20 protein-coding genes and 2 tRNA genes are annotated in these 17,183 nt (G+C 39.3%); 14 read left to right on the plus strand and 8 right to left on the minus strand.

Going from position 1 to position 17,183, the window contains the following annotated elements; all coding sequences use genetic code 11:
- Window positions 1-34 precede the first annotated feature (34 nt).
- Window positions 35-469 (plus strand): aspartate carbamoyltransferase regulatory subunit, encoded by a 435-nt coding sequence (pyrI, locus tag QXF67_02980; GenBank protein MEM3060471.1) that lies wholly within the window; start codon window positions 35-37, stop codon window positions 467-469.
- Window positions 470-522: 53 nt separating this feature from the next.
- Complete coding sequence (locus tag QXF67_02985; GenBank protein MEM3060472.1) at window positions 523-936, plus strand: hypothetical protein; 414 nt, start codon at window positions 523-525, stop codon at window positions 934-936.
- A gap of 35 nt (window positions 937-971) precedes the next feature.
- On the opposite strand, the gene QXF67_02990 is transcribed toward QXF67_02985, so the two are convergent.
- Both QXF67_02990 and QXF67_02995 read right to left on the minus strand, forming a co-directional pair.
- Entirely contained in the window at window positions 972-1,298 is a 327-nt protein-coding gene (locus tag QXF67_02990) for a hypothetical protein (protein MEM3060473.1), read from the minus strand.
- A 30-nt stretch (window positions 1,299-1,328) separates the two neighbouring features.
- Window positions 1,329-1,402, minus strand: a tRNA-Lys gene (locus tag QXF67_02995).
- An 83-nt stretch (window positions 1,403-1,485) separates the two neighbouring features.
- Between QXF67_02995 and QXF67_03000 the strand changes: the two genes are divergently transcribed.
- The 4 genes from QXF67_03000 (at window position 1,486) to QXF67_03015 (ending at window position 3,334) form a co-directional block, all read left to right on the plus strand.
- Window positions 1,486-2,040, plus strand: coding sequence for a tRNA (cytidine(56)-2'-O)-methyltransferase (locus tag QXF67_03000; protein MEM3060474.1), 555 nt, complete (start codon window positions 1,486-1,488; stop codon window positions 2,038-2,040).
- A 61-nt stretch (window positions 2,041-2,101) separates the two neighbouring features.
- Window positions 2,102-2,761 carry a hypothetical protein gene (locus QXF67_03005; GenBank protein ID MEM3060475.1) on the plus strand — a complete coding sequence of 220 codons (660 nt, stop codon included), beginning with the start codon at window positions 2,102-2,104 and terminating at the stop codon, window positions 2,759-2,761.
- 4 nt (window positions 2,762-2,765) lie between these two features.
- Window positions 2,766-2,872, plus strand: a tRNA-Met gene (locus QXF67_03010).
- A 225-nt stretch (window positions 2,873-3,097) separates the two neighbouring features.
- A complete protein-coding gene (locus QXF67_03015; protein ID MEM3060476.1) occupies window positions 3,098-3,334 on the plus strand; it encodes a hypothetical protein in 237 nt (78 codons plus the stop codon).
- Between the two features lie 381 nt (window positions 3,335-3,715).
- Here the strand turns inward: QXF67_03015 and QXF67_03020 are convergent, their stop codons facing one another.
- Window positions 3,716-3,976, minus strand: coding sequence for a PRC-barrel domain-containing protein (locus QXF67_03020; GenBank protein MEM3060477.1), 261 nt, complete (start codon window positions 3,974-3,976; stop codon window positions 3,716-3,718).
- A gap of 119 nt (window positions 3,977-4,095) precedes the next feature.
- Between QXF67_03020 and QXF67_03025 the strand changes: the two genes are divergently transcribed.
- Genes QXF67_03025 through QXF67_03050 form a run of 6 tightly spaced genes read left to right on the plus strand, consistent with a single transcriptional unit; the run spans window position 4,096 to window position 6,617 of the window.
- Entirely contained in the window at window positions 4,096-4,707 is a 612-nt protein-coding gene (locus QXF67_03025) for a hypothetical protein (GenBank protein MEM3060478.1), read from the plus strand.
- Window positions 4,679-4,996 (plus strand): hypothetical protein, encoded by a 318-nt coding sequence (locus QXF67_03030; GenBank protein MEM3060479.1) that lies wholly within the window; start codon window positions 4,679-4,681, stop codon window positions 4,994-4,996. The genes QXF67_03025 and QXF67_03030 overlap by 29 nt, the downstream gene beginning before the upstream one ends.
- Window positions 4,977-5,402: a hypothetical protein gene (locus QXF67_03035; GenBank protein ID MEM3060480.1), complete on the plus strand. Its 426-nt coding sequence runs from the start codon at window positions 4,977-4,979 to the stop codon at window positions 5,400-5,402. The genes QXF67_03030 and QXF67_03035 overlap by 20 nt, the downstream gene beginning before the upstream one ends.
- A gap of 1 nt (window position 5,403) precedes the next feature.
- A complete protein-coding gene (locus QXF67_03040; GenBank protein MEM3060481.1) occupies window positions 5,404-5,775 on the plus strand; it encodes a hypothetical protein in 372 nt (123 codons plus the stop codon).
- A 23-nt stretch (window positions 5,776-5,798) separates the two neighbouring features.
- Window positions 5,799-6,086 (plus strand): hypothetical protein, encoded by a 288-nt coding sequence (locus QXF67_03045; protein MEM3060482.1) that lies wholly within the window; start codon window positions 5,799-5,801, stop codon window positions 6,084-6,086.
- A gap of 6 nt (window positions 6,087-6,092) precedes the next feature.
- Window positions 6,093-6,617 (plus strand): hypothetical protein, encoded by a 525-nt coding sequence (locus tag QXF67_03050; GenBank protein MEM3060483.1) that lies wholly within the window; start codon window positions 6,093-6,095, stop codon window positions 6,615-6,617.
- A 105-nt stretch (window positions 6,618-6,722) separates the two neighbouring features.
- Here the strand turns inward: QXF67_03050 and QXF67_03055 are convergent, their stop codons facing one another.
- The 5 genes from QXF67_03055 to QXF67_03075 all read right to left on the minus strand — a co-directional run bounded on the left by QXF67_03055 (window position 6,723) and on the right by QXF67_03075 (window position 12,471).
- Window positions 6,723-7,703, minus strand: coding sequence for a hypothetical protein (locus tag QXF67_03055; protein MEM3060484.1), 981 nt, complete (start codon window positions 7,701-7,703; stop codon window positions 6,723-6,725).
- On the minus strand, window positions 7,667-9,037 hold the full coding sequence (locus QXF67_03060) for a hypothetical protein (protein ID MEM3060485.1): 1,371 nt from the start codon (window positions 9,035-9,037) through the stop codon (window positions 7,667-7,669). Before QXF67_03060 ends, QXF67_03055 begins: the two co-directional genes overlap by 37 nt.
- A gap of 49 nt (window positions 9,038-9,086) precedes the next feature.
- Window positions 9,087-10,082: a polyprenyl synthetase family protein gene (locus QXF67_03065; GenBank protein MEM3060486.1), complete on the minus strand. Its 996-nt coding sequence runs from the start codon at window positions 10,080-10,082 to the stop codon at window positions 9,087-9,089.
- Window positions 10,083-10,233: 151 nt separating this feature from the next.
- Window positions 10,234-11,766, minus strand: a complete 1,533-nt coding sequence (locus QXF67_03070; protein MEM3060487.1) for a glycosyltransferase — start codon at window positions 11,764-11,766, stop codon at window positions 10,234-10,236.
- Window positions 11,767-12,471, minus strand: a complete 705-nt coding sequence (locus QXF67_03075; GenBank protein ID MEM3060488.1) for a glycosyltransferase family 2 protein — start codon at window positions 12,469-12,471, stop codon at window positions 11,767-11,769.
- 61 nt (window positions 12,472-12,532) lie between these two features.
- On the opposite strand from QXF67_03075, the gene QXF67_03080 reads away from it, so the two are divergent.
- Window positions 12,533-16,864: a hypothetical protein gene (locus QXF67_03080; protein ID MEM3060489.1), complete on the plus strand. Its 4,332-nt coding sequence runs from the start codon at window positions 12,533-12,535 to the stop codon at window positions 16,862-16,864.
- 105 nt (window positions 16,865-16,969) lie between these two features.
- A partial coding sequence (locus QXF67_03085) for a hypothetical protein (protein MEM3060490.1) occupies window positions 16,970-17,183 on the plus strand: 214 nt, incomplete at its 3' end.

Below are 17,183 nucleotides of genomic sequence, written 5' to 3' on the forward strand. Positions count from 1 at the left end.
AATTGATGTTGATGTTTGGTGGTAAGGTGTGGCGATGTTTGTTGAAAAGATAAAGAATGGGACAGTTATAGACCACGTGCCGGTTGGTTTGGGGCTGCAGATAATGAAGATTTTAGGGGTTGACAAGAACTATCCTGCGCGTGTTGCTCTTATTATGAATGTTGCTAGTAAGAAGATGGGTAGAAAAGATGTTTTGAAAGTTGAGGACAAGTATTTGGATAGATTGAGTTTGGATAGGATCTCGCTTGTTGCTCCTGGAGCCACAATAAATTTAATAAAGGACGGAGATGTTGTTGAAAAGAGAGCTTGCCGGATGCCAAAGATTGTTGGGGGGATAATGGGGTGCCCAAATCCTAAGTGCATAACAAATTTAGAGAGGGTTATAAATACCTTTTTTGTTGATGGTAGCGATGGGAGAGTTAGATGTAAGTATTGTGAACGAGTATTTCTCCCAGATGAATTAATATAAGGTAGGGTGGCGAGTTTTTTTAAACTTGAAGGAGTAGTTGTGTGGTGTTGGATATGGGGATACTTGACATCTTTAAAGGTTTGAGAGGTAAAAAGAGTGACGGTTTGCGGGTTCCATATAAAATAGAGACTCGGTTTAATCCGCTCCGGCTTTCAGCAAGGAGGGCGTCTTCGGTGGATTTGATTTTGGACATTACTAATATATCTGGCGAAGACGCACTCTGTTCTGTTATCGTGGCGGTTCCAAAGGGACTTGGAACTGATCCTACTGGACTTCAAAGAAAGAAGGAAGTTAATGTGGGTAAGATAGGAGTAAATGAGAAGAAGACGGTTACTGTTACGATTTACGGGACGCCAATGACGGCGGCACAGGAATATATGGTTGGAATTTTGGCGTATGTTCATTTTAGAGATTATAGACATGTTTTGAATTCAATGAAAAGGACGATAACTTTGAGGGCAGTATAGAATATTGGTAGTGGGTATAGGCGAGATATAGAAGGTTACGCGCTTTTTGCTTCTGTGGGTTCTTTTTGTTGTTGGATTGGTTGTGTCGGGGGTGGTGTTAGCTTTTCAAACAACGTTTCAAGTGTGTTTGCGATTGCCATGCCCTTACTTGTAAGTAAAACCACTCTTCGCCTTCCTTCCTTAGTAGTCTCTACCAACCCATCTTTTTGAAATTCAGTTATCAGTGACGAAACATAAACAAAAGTTGTGTTTGTTTGTCTTGCTATTTTTGATAAATGCCATTTTTGTGTAGTATTTTTTAGGAGTAATAGTATTGAAGAGGGTTTTTTGCGTATTAGTTTTTCAGCGTCCGTTTTAGACACCTATACTGAAGGATTTAAGTTTCTTGAAGGCGGGCCCGATGGGATTTGAACCCATGACACGCGGGTTAAGAGCCCGCTGCTCTGCCAACCTGAGCTACAGGCCCGCTTCTCTTCTTTTTGTTCTTTTTATTTTAGAGAGACAGGATTTATAAAATTTTGATGTTTGAGTTTTGAGGTTGGAAGAGCTATGGTAGGTGAAGTCAACAAGGAAGGGATCTTTGTTTTTAGGGTTGGGCATCGTGTTGGTAGGGACGAGCGCGCCAGCACCCACCTTTTTTTAGCTGCTCGAGCGCTTGGTGCCACGGGAGCGTATTATTCTGGCCAAAGGGATTGTGAGTTGGAGAGTAGATTGAAGAGGGTTGTGGGGAGTTGGGGTGGGCATTTCTTTTTAGAATATGTTGGGGAAGGTTGGAAAATGTTTTTGGATAGGTGGAAGAAAATAGGGGGGACAATCGTTCACTTAACTATGTATGGTGAACGGGTGGGTGATGTTTTAGGAAGTATTGGTGACCGGCGTCCGTTGTTAATTGTTGTCGGCGGTGCGAAGGTGTCTTATGAGGTTTATGGCAAAGCTGACTTTAATGTTGCCATAGGAAATCAGCCTCATTCTGAAATTGCCGCGGTAGCTATATTTTTAGACAGGTATTTAAAGGGTGAGTGGGAGGCGTTTGGTTTTGAGAAGGCAAGGATTAAGATCGTGCCATCAAAAATGGGAAAAAAGGTAATAGAATGTAAAAAATAGACATAGATATTTATAATAGTTATTTATAAAGCTTTTTGCTTGTTTAGAAATGGGTGTTTAAATGAAGAATATTAAAAGGGATAAGCGCCGACGGACCGCTAAGATAAGGGGCAGGGTTCGTGCGGTGAGTAAAAAATTCAAAAGTAATGGTAGGGGAGTGAGTGTTAAGAGAGTTGGTGGTTTGAAGGTAGTAAGAAATAAAACTAAAAAAGGTTTGAAGAAGGCAAGTACAAAAAAATTGCAAAAAAGTTTGGTTTATAGAAAAAGAATGGAGCTTCTATCAACCGCTCTTAGTAGGCAAAAAATGATTGAATTGGGTGGTGAGGAGGCAATTAAAGTTATAAGTGCATTTTCGAAAGATATGTCCGACGAAGAGCTTGCAAAGAGAGCTGAGGTAAGGATTTGTGATGTTAGAACGGTTTTGAATCGTTTGCATGCTGTTGGTTTAGTTAGTTATGTTAGGAACCGAGATCAGTCAAGTGGGTGGTATACGTATATATGGAGAATTAATGACGATCTTTTTGAAAGGTTTTCAAATTATATGAATATTGGTGGTGGAGAGGGGGGAGAACAGACGCAGAATTTTGAAGGAGAATACTACTGCTGCAGGCGTTGTGGTACAGGAAGTTTAATTAATTTTGACGACGCTTTTTCAAAAAAATTTATCTGTAGTTGTGGTGCTCCGCTTGAGTATTTTAAGCGTGATAGAGATAACTTATAAGTAAAGCGGGATGGGGTAGTTTGGAGTGCCCGCTGGGCTCATAACCCAGAGATCGGTGGTTCAAAGTTCTGGTTTTTATGGAAACCAGAAATGAAAGTCCACCTCCCGCTACTTCCACTAATCAAATATACGTGGTTGGTTTTCTGTTCTCTATTTTAGTCAAATATTATTGATTGGTTCTTAATCAGATATGGTTGGTTCTCTAATTGTTTGGTTTGGTTGTTGTTTGTTAGTCTAGAAATTCTGGGTTCTTTTTCTATTTTGTTTTTTGGTTGTAGTCTATTTATAAAGTAAACCTAAACTATTATTAATATTTTATGTAACTATAGTTACATTATGTTATTATATTTCTACGATTTGAAAGCAAAAGATTTAAGACTATATAATAACATAAAACGCCGATTTTATTACGAACTATCAACATCAAAACTCACACAAGCCTTTTTTAGAACAAAATCCGTCTTAGTAGTTCCAGATGAATTAGAAACGTATGCAGATAATTTTTTTAAAAAATATTCAGAATATCTAGAAGTTTACAAAGCTCGAACACGCCTCATCCTTCAAATAAACTAACTCCGTATTCTCAACTACACATAACATATAAACAACAACATATAAACAACAAGCGCAGTTTCTAATAGAATAAACAAAAACAGAAATCACAACCAAACCCAACCAAACACTCAACAAATATCCCAACTCGCCCATCTATTAAAGCTAACAAAAACTATACTCCTTCTTTAATTATTCCTTCTTTAATTATATTACCTTCTTAAATAAACAAAAAATTAATTATATTACCTTCTTAAATAAACAAAAAAAGCAAAACAATAAATTATAGTTCAAAGTACTTAGTTAAGTATTCGGCGAGACACTACTAGACACTAATTAATTGGTAGGTGTTAAACAACTAAGTAGGGTTAAAACAATTAGTGGAAGCGTCCCCCCACACTATTATAAACTAGCACTCCCCCCAGCAGCACTTTTTGATACAACAACCACATCTTCAATAGACCGAACACTTTTAAACAAAACACTTCGATCTCTAAGTATTTTTTTTGCTTCTTCTTTTGATACGACATTTAATGGTTCCATAGTAAGACGGACAACTTCTCCTGCCTCTAAATCAATAATAATATCCTGTACCTTACCAAGAAATCTTCCTCCATCAGTGTAGATATCCATTCCGTATATTGATGAAAGCGCCATGCTCATGTTAAACCACCCTAATCTCTCTACTCAACACCTATTTAAAAACTTATTCCTAAAAATTTTCATCCCATTTGTAGATTCAAAATACAGACTTCAGTTATTGAAGCCAAAGGAGAATAAAAATGAAAGGGTTTTTTACATTCTTCTTAATCTTTGTTTTTACTTTCTTACTCCTACTTATTTCCACATCACGACCAACCTATCAAACAAACCCATACTTAAAAATAAACACTTTGGCAACAGAGAAAATAGCATTTACCTCTTCCAATATACGTCAAGCATTTGTTAAATACCTTTCAAAAAATATGCTCCCAATCTTACTGGGGAGAGTATCTCCAGATCCAGAAACGCGCGCAATTTCAGAAGCAAGGCTTCTAACACTTCTCTCCACATTTGAACTTATCGCCGAGAATAATGATCTTCTTAATATAGATTTATGGTGTGGAACAACTCCTCATACTGAGCTTAACCAAATAGCCCTAGAATCAACAAAACAACGAAAACCAATTAAATGCCAAAACTGCTACGACCTATCCGCACCAATCTGCACTAATTATATCAAAACCGACCTATCATCGAAAACAGCGCAACTTTCCAATTTTCAACAAAATCCACTTATTTTTGGTGGTTTTGGTTTAACAATCTGTTCTAAAAAAGGAGAAATCTGTAACGTATCTAAAATTCCCCAAGAGCTGGTGATACATCTTGAAAGCGCAGATCTCGATGGAGGTTGAGCTCTCTCTTCTCATACTCACAATACTCATACTTTTCTTTATCAACACAGCTACCATTCACATATCCTCCATAATCTTAGCTCAACGGCAGCTCACCACTGATTTCATGGTTGAAGACGCAGCAGAATATGTTGGCGCCTTTGCTCTGCTACCAGGAATATCCTATACACGAATCTTACCTCCAATAAAGACAAACATTACTGATATCTGGTTAAACAATTCTAGAACAAAGAGCATAACACCTATATTTAATGGGCGGGTGTTATCTGATGAAAAAGAGCGCGTATAACCATAATTACCTAGGCTTCATGACGCTAGAGCTATCCATCTCCTTTCTACTTGTGCTGCTGAATTTTATGGCATTCGTTCAATATTGTGATAAAATATTAGCTGTAGATAAAGATATTTTGGACGAATACACCAAACTTCGTAAGATCTCTGATCTATCAACATTCTTAGTAAAGAAGGGGCTTGTTGAAGAGCATCCCACCTATTACAATACACACATCCTCTCCCCAACAAAACTATCCATAATCGAGCAACTCCAGGAAGATGCGCTAAGCCAACTTAACCTCAACTCAGTAAAAATCTATATCTCAACAACTCCCCCACCAGAAAACCAACATCGCATCTGCGTAACTCGCATCGTCCTTCTATCAAACAAACCATCAACCCTCATTGTGTGTGGTAATTAGTATGCTTTCATTCGAAGCCTTATTCTCATACATGACACTCACCTCTATCATCCTCCTATTACTTCTTACTCCCACCCCCCAACCAGACTACTCCCTTCAATCATACAATCTACTTTTAGACATAATCACTATACTTGAAAAATCTTCAGCTATTGAAGAAATCATAACGAACGCACCGAATCCCAACGTAAAAAACAAGCTTGATGAGGTTACTCAACTCAGTGGATTTTGCTTGACAATCGAATCATCATATATTAATGTATCTGGATGCCACAACCCAAGCCCGGAAATCTACTCTGAAAGCGCCATAATCATAACAAAAGAACAAACACCACTCACAATTCGTTTCTCACTACAAAAAGAAAAATTTTAAACAAACAAACCAAAACTTACAACATGCACATCTCAAAAAGATCTCTTATAACCTACTTCTCAAAACTGGGCATAACCATAATTAAAGACCCCAAAAACCCCTCCATCTTTCTTGTTTACCCACCAGGAAAGCCTCATGAGGAAGAGACAGCCAAATATCTACTCCTAATCCCTGATAAGGCGTACATTCAATTTACAAAACTCAACTATTTTATAAATATAGCAGGACGCCTTCGCAAGGGCCTCCTCATCCCAACTTCTCAAAAACCACCATTCAATTTTGTGTTTGTGCAAAGAATAACCAAGTGGTAATGAAAGATGACCTATTGTATCAAATGTGGAAGGCTAACTGAGCCTTGGGATTTCGCATACTACGCCCGCGACTTAATGTGTATCCCCTGCTATAAACAATACATCGACTCAGTAAGAAAGATGCGTTGTGCACTATGTGCCATTCAGATTTTACCCGAAGATGTGGTTTATCTCAAAAAAAGGCCACTATGCAGGCAGTGTTATAGTGAAGAAATTGAACGCATCACCACAACATCATGTAGGGGGTGTAAACGAATAGTCAAAAAATACGAACCCAGTCACAAACTTCCTCAAGGCGGCATCCTTTGCGACGATTGTTTCAGGAAAAACGCCATTAAACTTAGAGCAAGAGAATGCTATCGCTGTTTTGCACCTCTTGGGCCAAACAAAAAGATTTTAGGAGACGAAGTTCTTTGCGGCGCATGCTATCTAGAAAAAGTAGAGTTCAATTCACTTAAAAACAAATTTCTCTCAACAATCCGTGCAATATTATCAACACAAACCCTTCCAGCAGACGCCGGAACCGATTAAAAACAAAGAACTCTTCAACATCAATTAAGGCAAACCTAACCACTCTAATATTCACAAAAACATCAAAGAGTATTCAAAAAATCAAAGCCATAAGAGAAATCAAACTCATTGGCGCTTAAACATCTTTATAACATAATCCAGAACATCAGAGTTTGCGTACCTTTTACAGACAAAAACTCGTTCTTTCCCTCTTCTATGGTCTCTCCAAATACAAAATTCAAGAAGAAATTTTTTCAAACTATTCTTATGCTTTTTTTTGAGCTTCTCGTAAGCTTTATTAGCTATTATCTCCACCCCCACCCTACACCGTTCCTCATCATAAAGCTCTGGTCGCATCTCATTAGCCAACCACAATGCTTCCTCAGGATGGCTTTCCAGATACCTAAACAACATCTCCCTAACAGAAGCTTTAACCACCTTACCTCTACCAACACCAACGGCAACTGCCCATTTTTTATCAACTGCAGGATCAACATCAGAACTGTCAATAGCCCCCACAACTGCCTCCTCTTTCTTTAAAAGAAGAAGCGTTACAAACAACTCACTATCAACATGCCCAGTACAAAATTTACGAAGAGTGTTAATAATCTCAAAACATTTATCTTTCTCACCAACCATAATTAGAGGGCTAATTTCACCCATAATAACCCCCGCGATTTTCTCAACAACCACTCTTTCATTATCCATATTACTTACTTTCTCTGTAGACCCGACTCCCTTCTCAAAAAAATCTTTCCAAAGTCCCAATTGCCCAACTTCTACTACCGGTCCGTAATCCCTCCATCCGGACCGCTCCAGTACCTTCCCTTCTCCTTTTTTTGATACGTTGAGCTCTCCTACTTTCTTAGATACAAGAGATAATGCAGAAAGAAGTCGCTCCCTGCTAAACTCAGACAAAAATCCTCTCAAAAAGACATCCCCAAGCCTTCCAAGAGCAATCCATTCTAAAAAATTGAACGATTCATCAGCCAAACCAGTTAAACTCGCCCCACCCCCTTTCTCCAAGTTTGATTTACTAACAACACTTAAAAAATCCACAAATGTCCCACCTATTGTCTTTTTGCATTCTTCATATCTTGGATACAACTCTCAAGCTCAACTCCTCCCTTCCACATACACCTCCCTTCAACACACCCACATCCACCAAATTTTGAATAGCAAGCATACTCTGGTCGCATCTCACAAGTTGTTATTGTATCGTTTTTCCCTACCCTTACACACAACTGTCCGGAGCAACCAGCAACAACACAATCCATGTCAACAACACATTCAGGTTTAAAATAATCGCGACATTCTTGTGCAAGCTTGCTGTCAACAATTCTATCACAATAATCAACCTTCCCGCTTCCAATCGCAACTTGCCCCCAACAATCGTCCTTCATCTCAGATACAAAATCACATAGCTCGGCTCTTCCACCAGAACTACCAGCCAACGCCACATAACACTTATCTTTTCTATCTTTACTCCTAATCCGCTCACAATACTTTTCATCATTATTCACTATGCCCCTATCATAGTAGCAGCGGTCTTTTTCCTCATGCCCAACAAATTTTTCACACCCAATATAATTGTCTAATCGCTTGAGTACGGCTAAAAACATCTCCTCAACTTCTAATTCATCTACTAAAGTTTCGGGAGCTGCAACTTCAATAACTCCCTTAGTAAAGTTCTTTACAACTGATATTGATGAGCGCTGCTGGCCACCCACTGGCAAATATCTCATCTCATAATAAATCGGAATTCCGTCCCCTCCAAGACACATCACCCAACTAAAATTAGAGAAGTGGGTAAGCGCAGGACTCGTAGCAGACATACCCAAAATAGCCAAATCCTCAACAGACAGCTTTCTATAATCTATTGCATACTCCAACTTCTTACAGCTACGCCCTTCATATTCCCTCTCCTCAATTTCATTAGTAAAGTTTAACACTCCCTTCTTTATAAGAAATCCGAGTTTGTCTCTCTCCTTAGCCGCAACTAAATCAAAAAACTGATTCCTCTGGTTTGAAAGAAAATCAAGTAAAAGATTGCTTGAGTTCGGGCGCGCACATTTCCTTATCTCAGAATAATTTATACATACATATTCATTCCACCCATCAAAATACACGCTTCTCTTAGATACAGCATCCTCTATCAAAACAAATCTAAGACTTCCATTGCGCATAATTATTTTTTTTTGAGGAAGTCCAATAGATTGCTCTTCATATTCTATTGTATACTCATCCATCTTTCCTAGTTTATCATACGCATCCAACAACAAGCGAGCCTGAGCAGACATTGCGGTGCTCCCGCTATCCCCACCCAACCCATCACGCCAACCAAAATATATTGTGAGGAGTACGCCAATCAATACAGCTAACACAAGTAAAAGAATGAGAAAACTAAACTTCGGAGTTCCCGTTGTGCCAGATTCCTTCACCACAAAAATCCCCAGCAAAAGTTCCTACTCTATTTTATAACGCCTACACTTAAATCTTTCTCTTCACCAGATACTCCGCAAGCCGGATCAGCTTCCTCTTAGCAGGACAATCTCTAATCAAACTAAGTTTTTTATATGCGTCTTCAATCATTCTCGTCTCAACACGCTTGGCATATTCTATGCTCCTGTATTTTTTCATTATCTTAACAACCCAAGATACGCTTTCTTTGTCCCCCTTACAGGAGTCAAGAATTTCAATCATTTTTCTTCTTTCTCCAGGGCTCGCCTTATTCAGGGCGTGCAATACCATAAGTGTTCGCTTACCCTCCCTAATGTCACCTCCAATTTCCTTTCCATAAATTTTCTCAGAACCTGTAATGTTGAGAATATCGTCCTGTATTTGAAATGCCATCCCAATTTTCATCCCAAACTCATAAAGCCCCTCAGTCTGTCCTCCACTCCCACCACCAATAATCGATCCAACCTCACAAGAACCAGCTATAAGCGCCCCGGTCTTACCTTTCACCATTTCAAGATAATCATCCTCACCAATATCCCAAATCTTGTCCCGATGCCACCTAAGCTCTACGGCCTGGCCCTCTAAAACCATAGTAAATGCATGATGAAGCCTTCTTTGCACTTCTAACTGAACCTTCGGCACAACATCGAGTTCCAAAACAGCTTTCCACGCCATCATAAAAAGCCCATCACCTGCATTTATGGCTATTGGCAATCCGTGGCTTATGTGAAGACAAGGCTCCCCTCTCCTCATCTTGGAGTTGTCCTCTATATCATCATGTATGAGTGTGAAGTTATGGAACAATTCAATACAGACTGCTGCAGGGAGAGCATCCTCTCTCTTCCCACCAACAGCTTCTGTACAAAGCAAACAAAAAACAGGGCGTATTCTCTTTCCTCCACGAGATAAAAATTCCCAAACCAACCCATAAACTTCAAATGGATCTTTGTTTCTGTCTATTAACTTCTGCATATATTTCTCAACCATTGACTTCTCCTTTCCAATCAATCTATCAATCTCTTTCATACTCCAAACCCCTCAAAACTCTCAATTAAATGTTTTAATATATATCAATCACAACTCCATCAATCAAACTCCAACAACTAAAAATAAACTAAGACCGGCTTCGATCCATTTAACATAAACACACCAAATCACATGTACTCGTAATCATAAATCACCTGTATCTATAAAGATAGTATATTGCACCAGAAAAAATGACGCTATACCAGAAGAGCCAAAAAGCACCAATAAAGTCAGCCTTTAAGACAGACAGTACCCCCGCAACAAAAAAAATCATTGAAAAAATTGCTTCAAGGATTGTTGTCTGGAGCACGCCAATAATATCTTTTCCACCACTCGTGCCCTCCCGAGCAACCTTAAATGGCGCATACTTACTTTTAAGGGCCTGGAGAGTGGCCTTTATTCGTACGAAGCTCAATGAAAAGTTTAGAAAATACGCTCTAACTCCATACGCAAGATCTCCAATATATGCTTTTGCTGACAGCAAGATTAACCCAATGGTTGAGAGAATTGACACAACTGCTGGCCACTCAAGATAAATATCAAAAAAAGTCCACTCAGACAAAAACATCCTAGCAACCACATCCAAGACACTCCGAAGGTCCCCAAATATTATCGCAAGCGTCATTAACGCAAGACCTACAAAAATAAACGACATATACTGCAATCCAAAAACAAGCGCAAAATAATGTATCTTATTTCTCCATCCCCTAACCTTCCCCCAATTCTCAAAATATTTCTTTACCAATAAAGCATTCCCAAAAGTATAACGCCACTGCTGTCTGCTAACACCAGTAAACGTGTTTATCGGCTTTCCGAGAGCATAAGTCTTAAGAACATACACCCCCCTATAGCCCCGTGCCTCAACTTCAAGACTATAGGCTGTATCCTCGGTTACTGACTTAGGAAACCCACCAAGCTTTCTTAGTATTTCAACTGACAAGACTCCACAAGAACCAGAAAAAAGAGCACTTCCGTCCTTTGCCTTTACCGGCATGACGCCGGTGAAATAAAATCTGTAAAGCGCATCAACCGTATTCCCAAATATACTGCCTGGCGCAAATTTCTTTTCAGTTTGAACAAACGCAACTCTACTATCCTCCTCCATAAATCCAAGAGTTTCTTTTAGAAAACTTCTATCAACAAGTCGTTCGTCTGCATCAAATATTGCTAGATATTTTGCATCACATTGCCACAGAAAATTATTTAGAGCCCCACCTTTATACCACTCCCTATTTTCTCTGTGGATATAATCTATATCATTTTTTTTGCAAAACTCTCTCATCTCATTTACTATCTTTTCGTCAGTCGAGTCATCAAGCAAGTGTATACTCATCTTTTCTTTTGGATAATCGATAGTCTTAAGTAGCGTAAGCGTCTCTTTAACCATCTCAGGGTCTTCATTATACATCGGCACAGCTATTGCAACAGGCGGAAAATTCCTTAATCTCGGTGCAACTGCCTTATACCCATACGACTCAAGATAGTAATATCCTGCAATTATGTTGAAAACCGTAACAACAACCACGAGAAGAAACATAACTACTGCAAGAGAAGCCACCTCAAATGCACCATCATAAACAGTTTTTGCTACCGCAAAGCCAGCCACAAGAAGAGAAACTACCGTACACGTAGAAATAATTGAAAATGCCGCAATCCTAAACTCTCTACTTTCGGTAAAATCCAACTATCTCACCATCCTATTCAGACAATACCATACCATCCTCATATACTCCCAAGCAGCGTACTTCAAATCTCCAAACTTAGACCCACTCTTACAAACATAACGTGTTTTTATAGGAACTTCACATATCGTGTCGTTATCAACCATCTTTGCTCTACTCTCCCCAACTATCTCCAGCGCATTAAAGGCAATCTCCAAATCAACCAAAAAACCATCCTCCGTTACTCTAATTTTATCCTTCCTAAATGCCCTCATACCTGAGAGGGGGTCAGTTACTCTCCCCCTTGCATAAAAGTTGAAAATTATGCGGATAAAAAGGTTTGCAACGAATCTTATCAGTGGCATACGCCAAATAACTCCGCCTTCCAAAAAGCGGCTTCCATTAATAAAAACAAAGCGACCTTCCTTTATTTTTTCTAAAAACTTTGATAATTCCCTAGGCGAATGTTGTCCATCACCATCAGCAAGAACGATCCACCTACTTTCTGACAGAAACAACCCACTTTTTATTGCACTGCCTTTACCTTGGTTTCTCCTGTGCCTGATCACAACATGAGCACCGCCCCTAGCGGCCATTTCCATAGTCTTATCAAGGCTACCGTCATCTACAACAATAATTCTCCTTGCCCCTATCCTCCTAAATCCAGCAACCACGCGCCTTATCTCGCTTTCTTCATTATAGGCAGGGATAATTAAGGTATACTCCATTTACAACCTCTCTAAACTTTATCAGAAAGGTTATTAAAACATCTAAAGCAAATAAGCACAAATGCGCTTAGCCCATTTTTTCATCTGTTTGCTACTTATCTTCCATCTCTCATCTACACAAGAAATTAAAAAAGACTATCCTTTTCAAGACTACAAATTTACGGAAAGCTACAATCTATATTGGGAAAGTCCAACATTCGACTTGCTTCATCCAAATATCACACGACTGCCGTTTAACATCAATATATGGAGCCATTCCTTCTTTTATCATCTTATAGACCTTATAGACATAACCACCACAGAGCTCTATGACGCGGGCCACTATGCGCCTCTTCTAGCTGATGAGGTAAACTCAAAGGAGTCAAAAGACCTGCTTTTACACATACGCAAAACCAACGAACATTTTGAACTTGCAAAGAGAAATTATACTCACGCACAGGCGTTGTGGAACAATACCATGCGCACAATACTTAACAACCCAAACAACAAGGAAGTCAAACTATTTTCAAATATATTTTTCTCCTTCTCAGTACTTGCCTTTCCAATACCCTCTTTCGTTGTTTTTAAATTATACCCTCTCGTAGATTACGCTCTTAATTTTGGAAATGCATATAAAAACACACTCACCAATTACATACTTGCGCACCAACATGCCAATGCAGCAGTAAATATAGCATTCTCGCAACTCAAACGCACACTAGACAAACTCGAATACGCTGGGGTTGGAAGTAGCGAATATCTCGGAAGCCCAAAAGAAAAATATCTATCTCTACTAAACGAATTTGTATCATCAAACAGCATGTACCTCAACTTACAAGAAGAGTCTGTAAATTTAGAACGTACGCTGAATCTCAACTCACCACCCTCTAAGGAGTCTCTAGGCTTGCTCTTAAGTATTGCTGGCGCGTATGGAGGGCGTTACCTTACTTTCGAGGCCGTAGGCAATGAAACTCCCTACGTTGAGAAGAGCCGCAGCCCTCCACAATCGAACCTTATAGAAGACCTCCTACTCAAAAATAAGATGGCGAGGACAATACTAACAGAGGCAGAGAACGAAATAGGCTACCAATACGAGCTATGCTTAAAAAATATCGTAGAACTCGAATCCGCAATCAGAATAACTGACACGCACCGGCTTTCGGAATTTGACACAAGGGCACTAGCTCTCAGGCAATTTCTTACGCAATCAGAAGAGGAATCTGAAAACTGGCTTTCAACTTCATCCTTTGTTGGAACTCTAAGCGATAGGGAAAGCCAGGTAAAACGCCTGCTCTCCCTGGCAAAAGATGATCTTCAAAACTCTCGTCTCTCACTTTCTGAAAAAAGAAAAAACTACATCTCTTCTTCTGCCGAATACTCTTCATCTTGCATTAAAAGAGCAACCGCAGCAAAAAAGGAATTAGCATTGATTACAGATGAAGCCGTAAACCACGTTGCTGCCGCTCGCAGAATGGCAGAAGCCAAGATAACTTCAGCAGAAGACGCAATAAACTCCTACTCCCTAATAGATGAAGGAGACGCAATAAAAAAATCAATAGCCTCTACTCTTCTTGCCCAAGCAAAATCAAAATTTTCAGAAGCACTTGCTGAAACTTCATTTGGACTAAAATTTGGCCTCTTTTACAATGCCACTATCCTTGCCCAAACAGCAACAAAAGAACTCCTCCCAACCAAAAACTATTCAGACTATCTGGCAGTTTCACAAGCAAGATTATTGCTTGAACAATACGGACGCCTTATAAATGGAGCAAAAAAAGACGGCTTTTTAGATACTAAAAGTTACGAGCAAATTTATTCCGACTTTCAAGCAATACTCAATTCAGATAATAGTCTCGACCTTAAACTCCTTCTTGTTTTGAATAATGCAATAAAACTGCGAATCGATGAGTTAAGCGATACAGTCCTTTCATATTTCAGCCCCGTCACCAACAAATATAACCAAATAAAAGAACTCATACCAAACTTCAAACACCTACTCCCCCAAGAAGCCTCACTCTTCGATTCACTCACCTCCAAATATTTTAAGAACGACTTGCCACACATCTTATCTTCAACTGGCCACTATTCTGAAATAGATTCAGAGTATTCAAAAATTCTCTCAAAATTACTGGAAAAAACACCCGATGCTTTGCAGTCAACACTGCTAAGAAATTACGACCTGCTCGTATACCCGCTAGATCAACCATGTTTGGGGGAAATAAACACAGAGTCAATAACTATCTCTCTCCGCAACCCAACTTCACTATCAACCACCCAAACAACAACAATTACACTACCACTACAAACTCCATTAAATATGAAAGACGCCACATCTCTTCCAAAAGAAATAATAGACATTGCCTACTCTCCAACAAAAAAATCTCTCGCACTAACCTTCTCTCAACTCTCTCCTAATTCTGCGTATACCCTCACGTTTCAAAGAGCCGAAGTCGCCGGCCAAATTTTGAAGGAAACCAAGCAAGTCGACTCAACAGATAAGCAGGCAAGAGTAGCAAAGGAAATAACCTTTGAGGTGGAGCGTCCTTTCACTTCACTATGCGCAAAGATCCCCCTCCCGGCAGATGCATCAACAATTCAGTCAAGCTTTAATCTCCGCAGTCCACAAATAACCCTGTACTCTGACTACACAAAGATAACTCTTCAAGACGTACCAGAAGGAAAAAACACTCTCCGCATATCCTACACTCTTACAAATCCCTACACCATAAAAAAAGAAAATATCCAAGTTAAAGAAGAAAGAGGAGTTTCAAGTATCTCTTATAATCTAGTCATTTCAGACATCAAAGATACATTTGAAAACGTACGTATTATACAAACAGAATTCCTAAACCAGAGCGTTTTGAGCTTTTCAGTATCCCCGCTATCCGCTCACGACGTCTCGGAAATAGACTTCAAACAAGCCCCTTATGTATTTGACTATTCATTCAAGATAAAAAGTCTTTTACCCACGCAACAGGCAACCTTTAAAGTATCCTATAGTGTAGATAATTCTTCCGCATATGCCGAATATCTCTTATCACTCCTTGAGCCGTCTACCTTTCCAAACAACCCCGAATTCCTCTCACTTTACTCAGAAGCAAGGTCGTATGTGCTCTCTGGTGACTATCAAAATGCAATAAAGAAACTTCTTGCACTTTATCTTCGTATACAGAAATCAAAATACGAAAACGAAGCACTCAATGAGCAGTATCTTCTAGAGAAAAATAAGACCGAAGAGAACCTCCTTTCTATTTCCGCCCTTTTAAACAAACTCTCGCTTATGTCGTCTCTTGCTGAAAAAGTAGGCTCATTAGAAACGTTCCAATCAAGGTTAGTCATCGCCAAAACTCTTCTCCAAGAGGCAGATAAGGAATACTCCCTCGGAAATATCCAACAGGCAACCCTCCTCCTCAAATACGCAAACCAGAATCTCTCTGTCATAGAACCCCACGCGCTTCTCATAAACGCACATAAAAATCTGTCCTTGGCCCTTATATCTCTAAAAGAGCGCGCCTTCTTACTCTCATTAAACCAATCTCAAAGACTTTATCTTGACTCAATACTTCAAAATACGTCCTCTTTACTACAGGCATCCAACTCAGCCATACTTGCAAAAGACATTTCACTTGCAATTAATAACCTAAAAGAAGCAGAAGATGTACTTTCGCTTATAGCCCAGTTTATCACTGAGTCAAAGAATAAGAATACTGAGTCTATCCGCCTCCTCCTTCTTAACTACTCGTCTGAGCGGGCAGCCTTTTCTTCTACGCTCCAACTTTACCTCTCCTCCTACTCAAAGTCAAAAGAGCTTAAACCTCCCTTTACTTTCCCCAAAACCCCAACTCAACTACAGGAAGACCTAGATTCAATAGACAAAACCATTGCAAAGATTTCTGCAAAGCTAGAGACTCAAAATATAGACCTCCAACCATCAGAAATATCCTCCCTTCACTCGGCAATAGCGCAATTCTTCTTCTTAAAAAATTCAACTACAAAAACACTTCTGCTTCTCCAAGACCTCGCTCTCTCTTCTCACTCTCTGGCCGAATCATCACTTGAAAAATTAGGCCAGCAAAACGCTTCTAATTTCGAATTAGAAAAAAAATTGAGCGAACTGAAAAACAAAGTTACTCAAAGCTCAGAGGCACTCAAAAATTCTGATTGGGTCTCCTCTCTTTCTCTCACCTCAGGAATTCCCAAAGATACAAGCCTTATCCTAGCTACACTTTCTCCATCCCAAGAAACATATGATCCAAAACTTGTTATTCTAGCCATTGCAACTCTCGGTGTTCTAGTCTCCCTTCTTTTTTTCATACTCTCCAAAAAGAAGAAGCCTCAAAATAAACAATCAAAAAAACTTGAAAGAAAAAAATACGAATTCGAAGACTTTTTTGCCGAAAAAGAAAAAAAGTAACTCCCCTATAGATAAGTTTTTAAACCTCACTTTATTTAACCTACTCAGCCAGGCCATTAAAATAAGCAATAAAGGCAAAATAAGAGGAAGGAGGAGTGGATAAGTATGAAAAATCTTTCTAAAAAGTTCCAAATACTCGCCTTTGCGCTTCTGCTTCTTGTTGGAGTGCTATACTCCCAAGCAGCGACAACAGCAATAAGCGTAGGAATCACAAGTCTTTGTTCCTTTATAAAAAATCTCATCCCAGTAATCTCAATGCTCATGCTTGTCGGTGCAGGAGCAGTCTACGCAGGCGGTCAGCTTATGGGAGCAGAAACAA

This window comes from Candidatus Anstonellales archaeon, assembly GCA_038869735.1.
GTDB lineage: Archaea > Micrarchaeota > Micrarchaeia > Anstonellales > CG1-02-47-40 > JAWCQO01.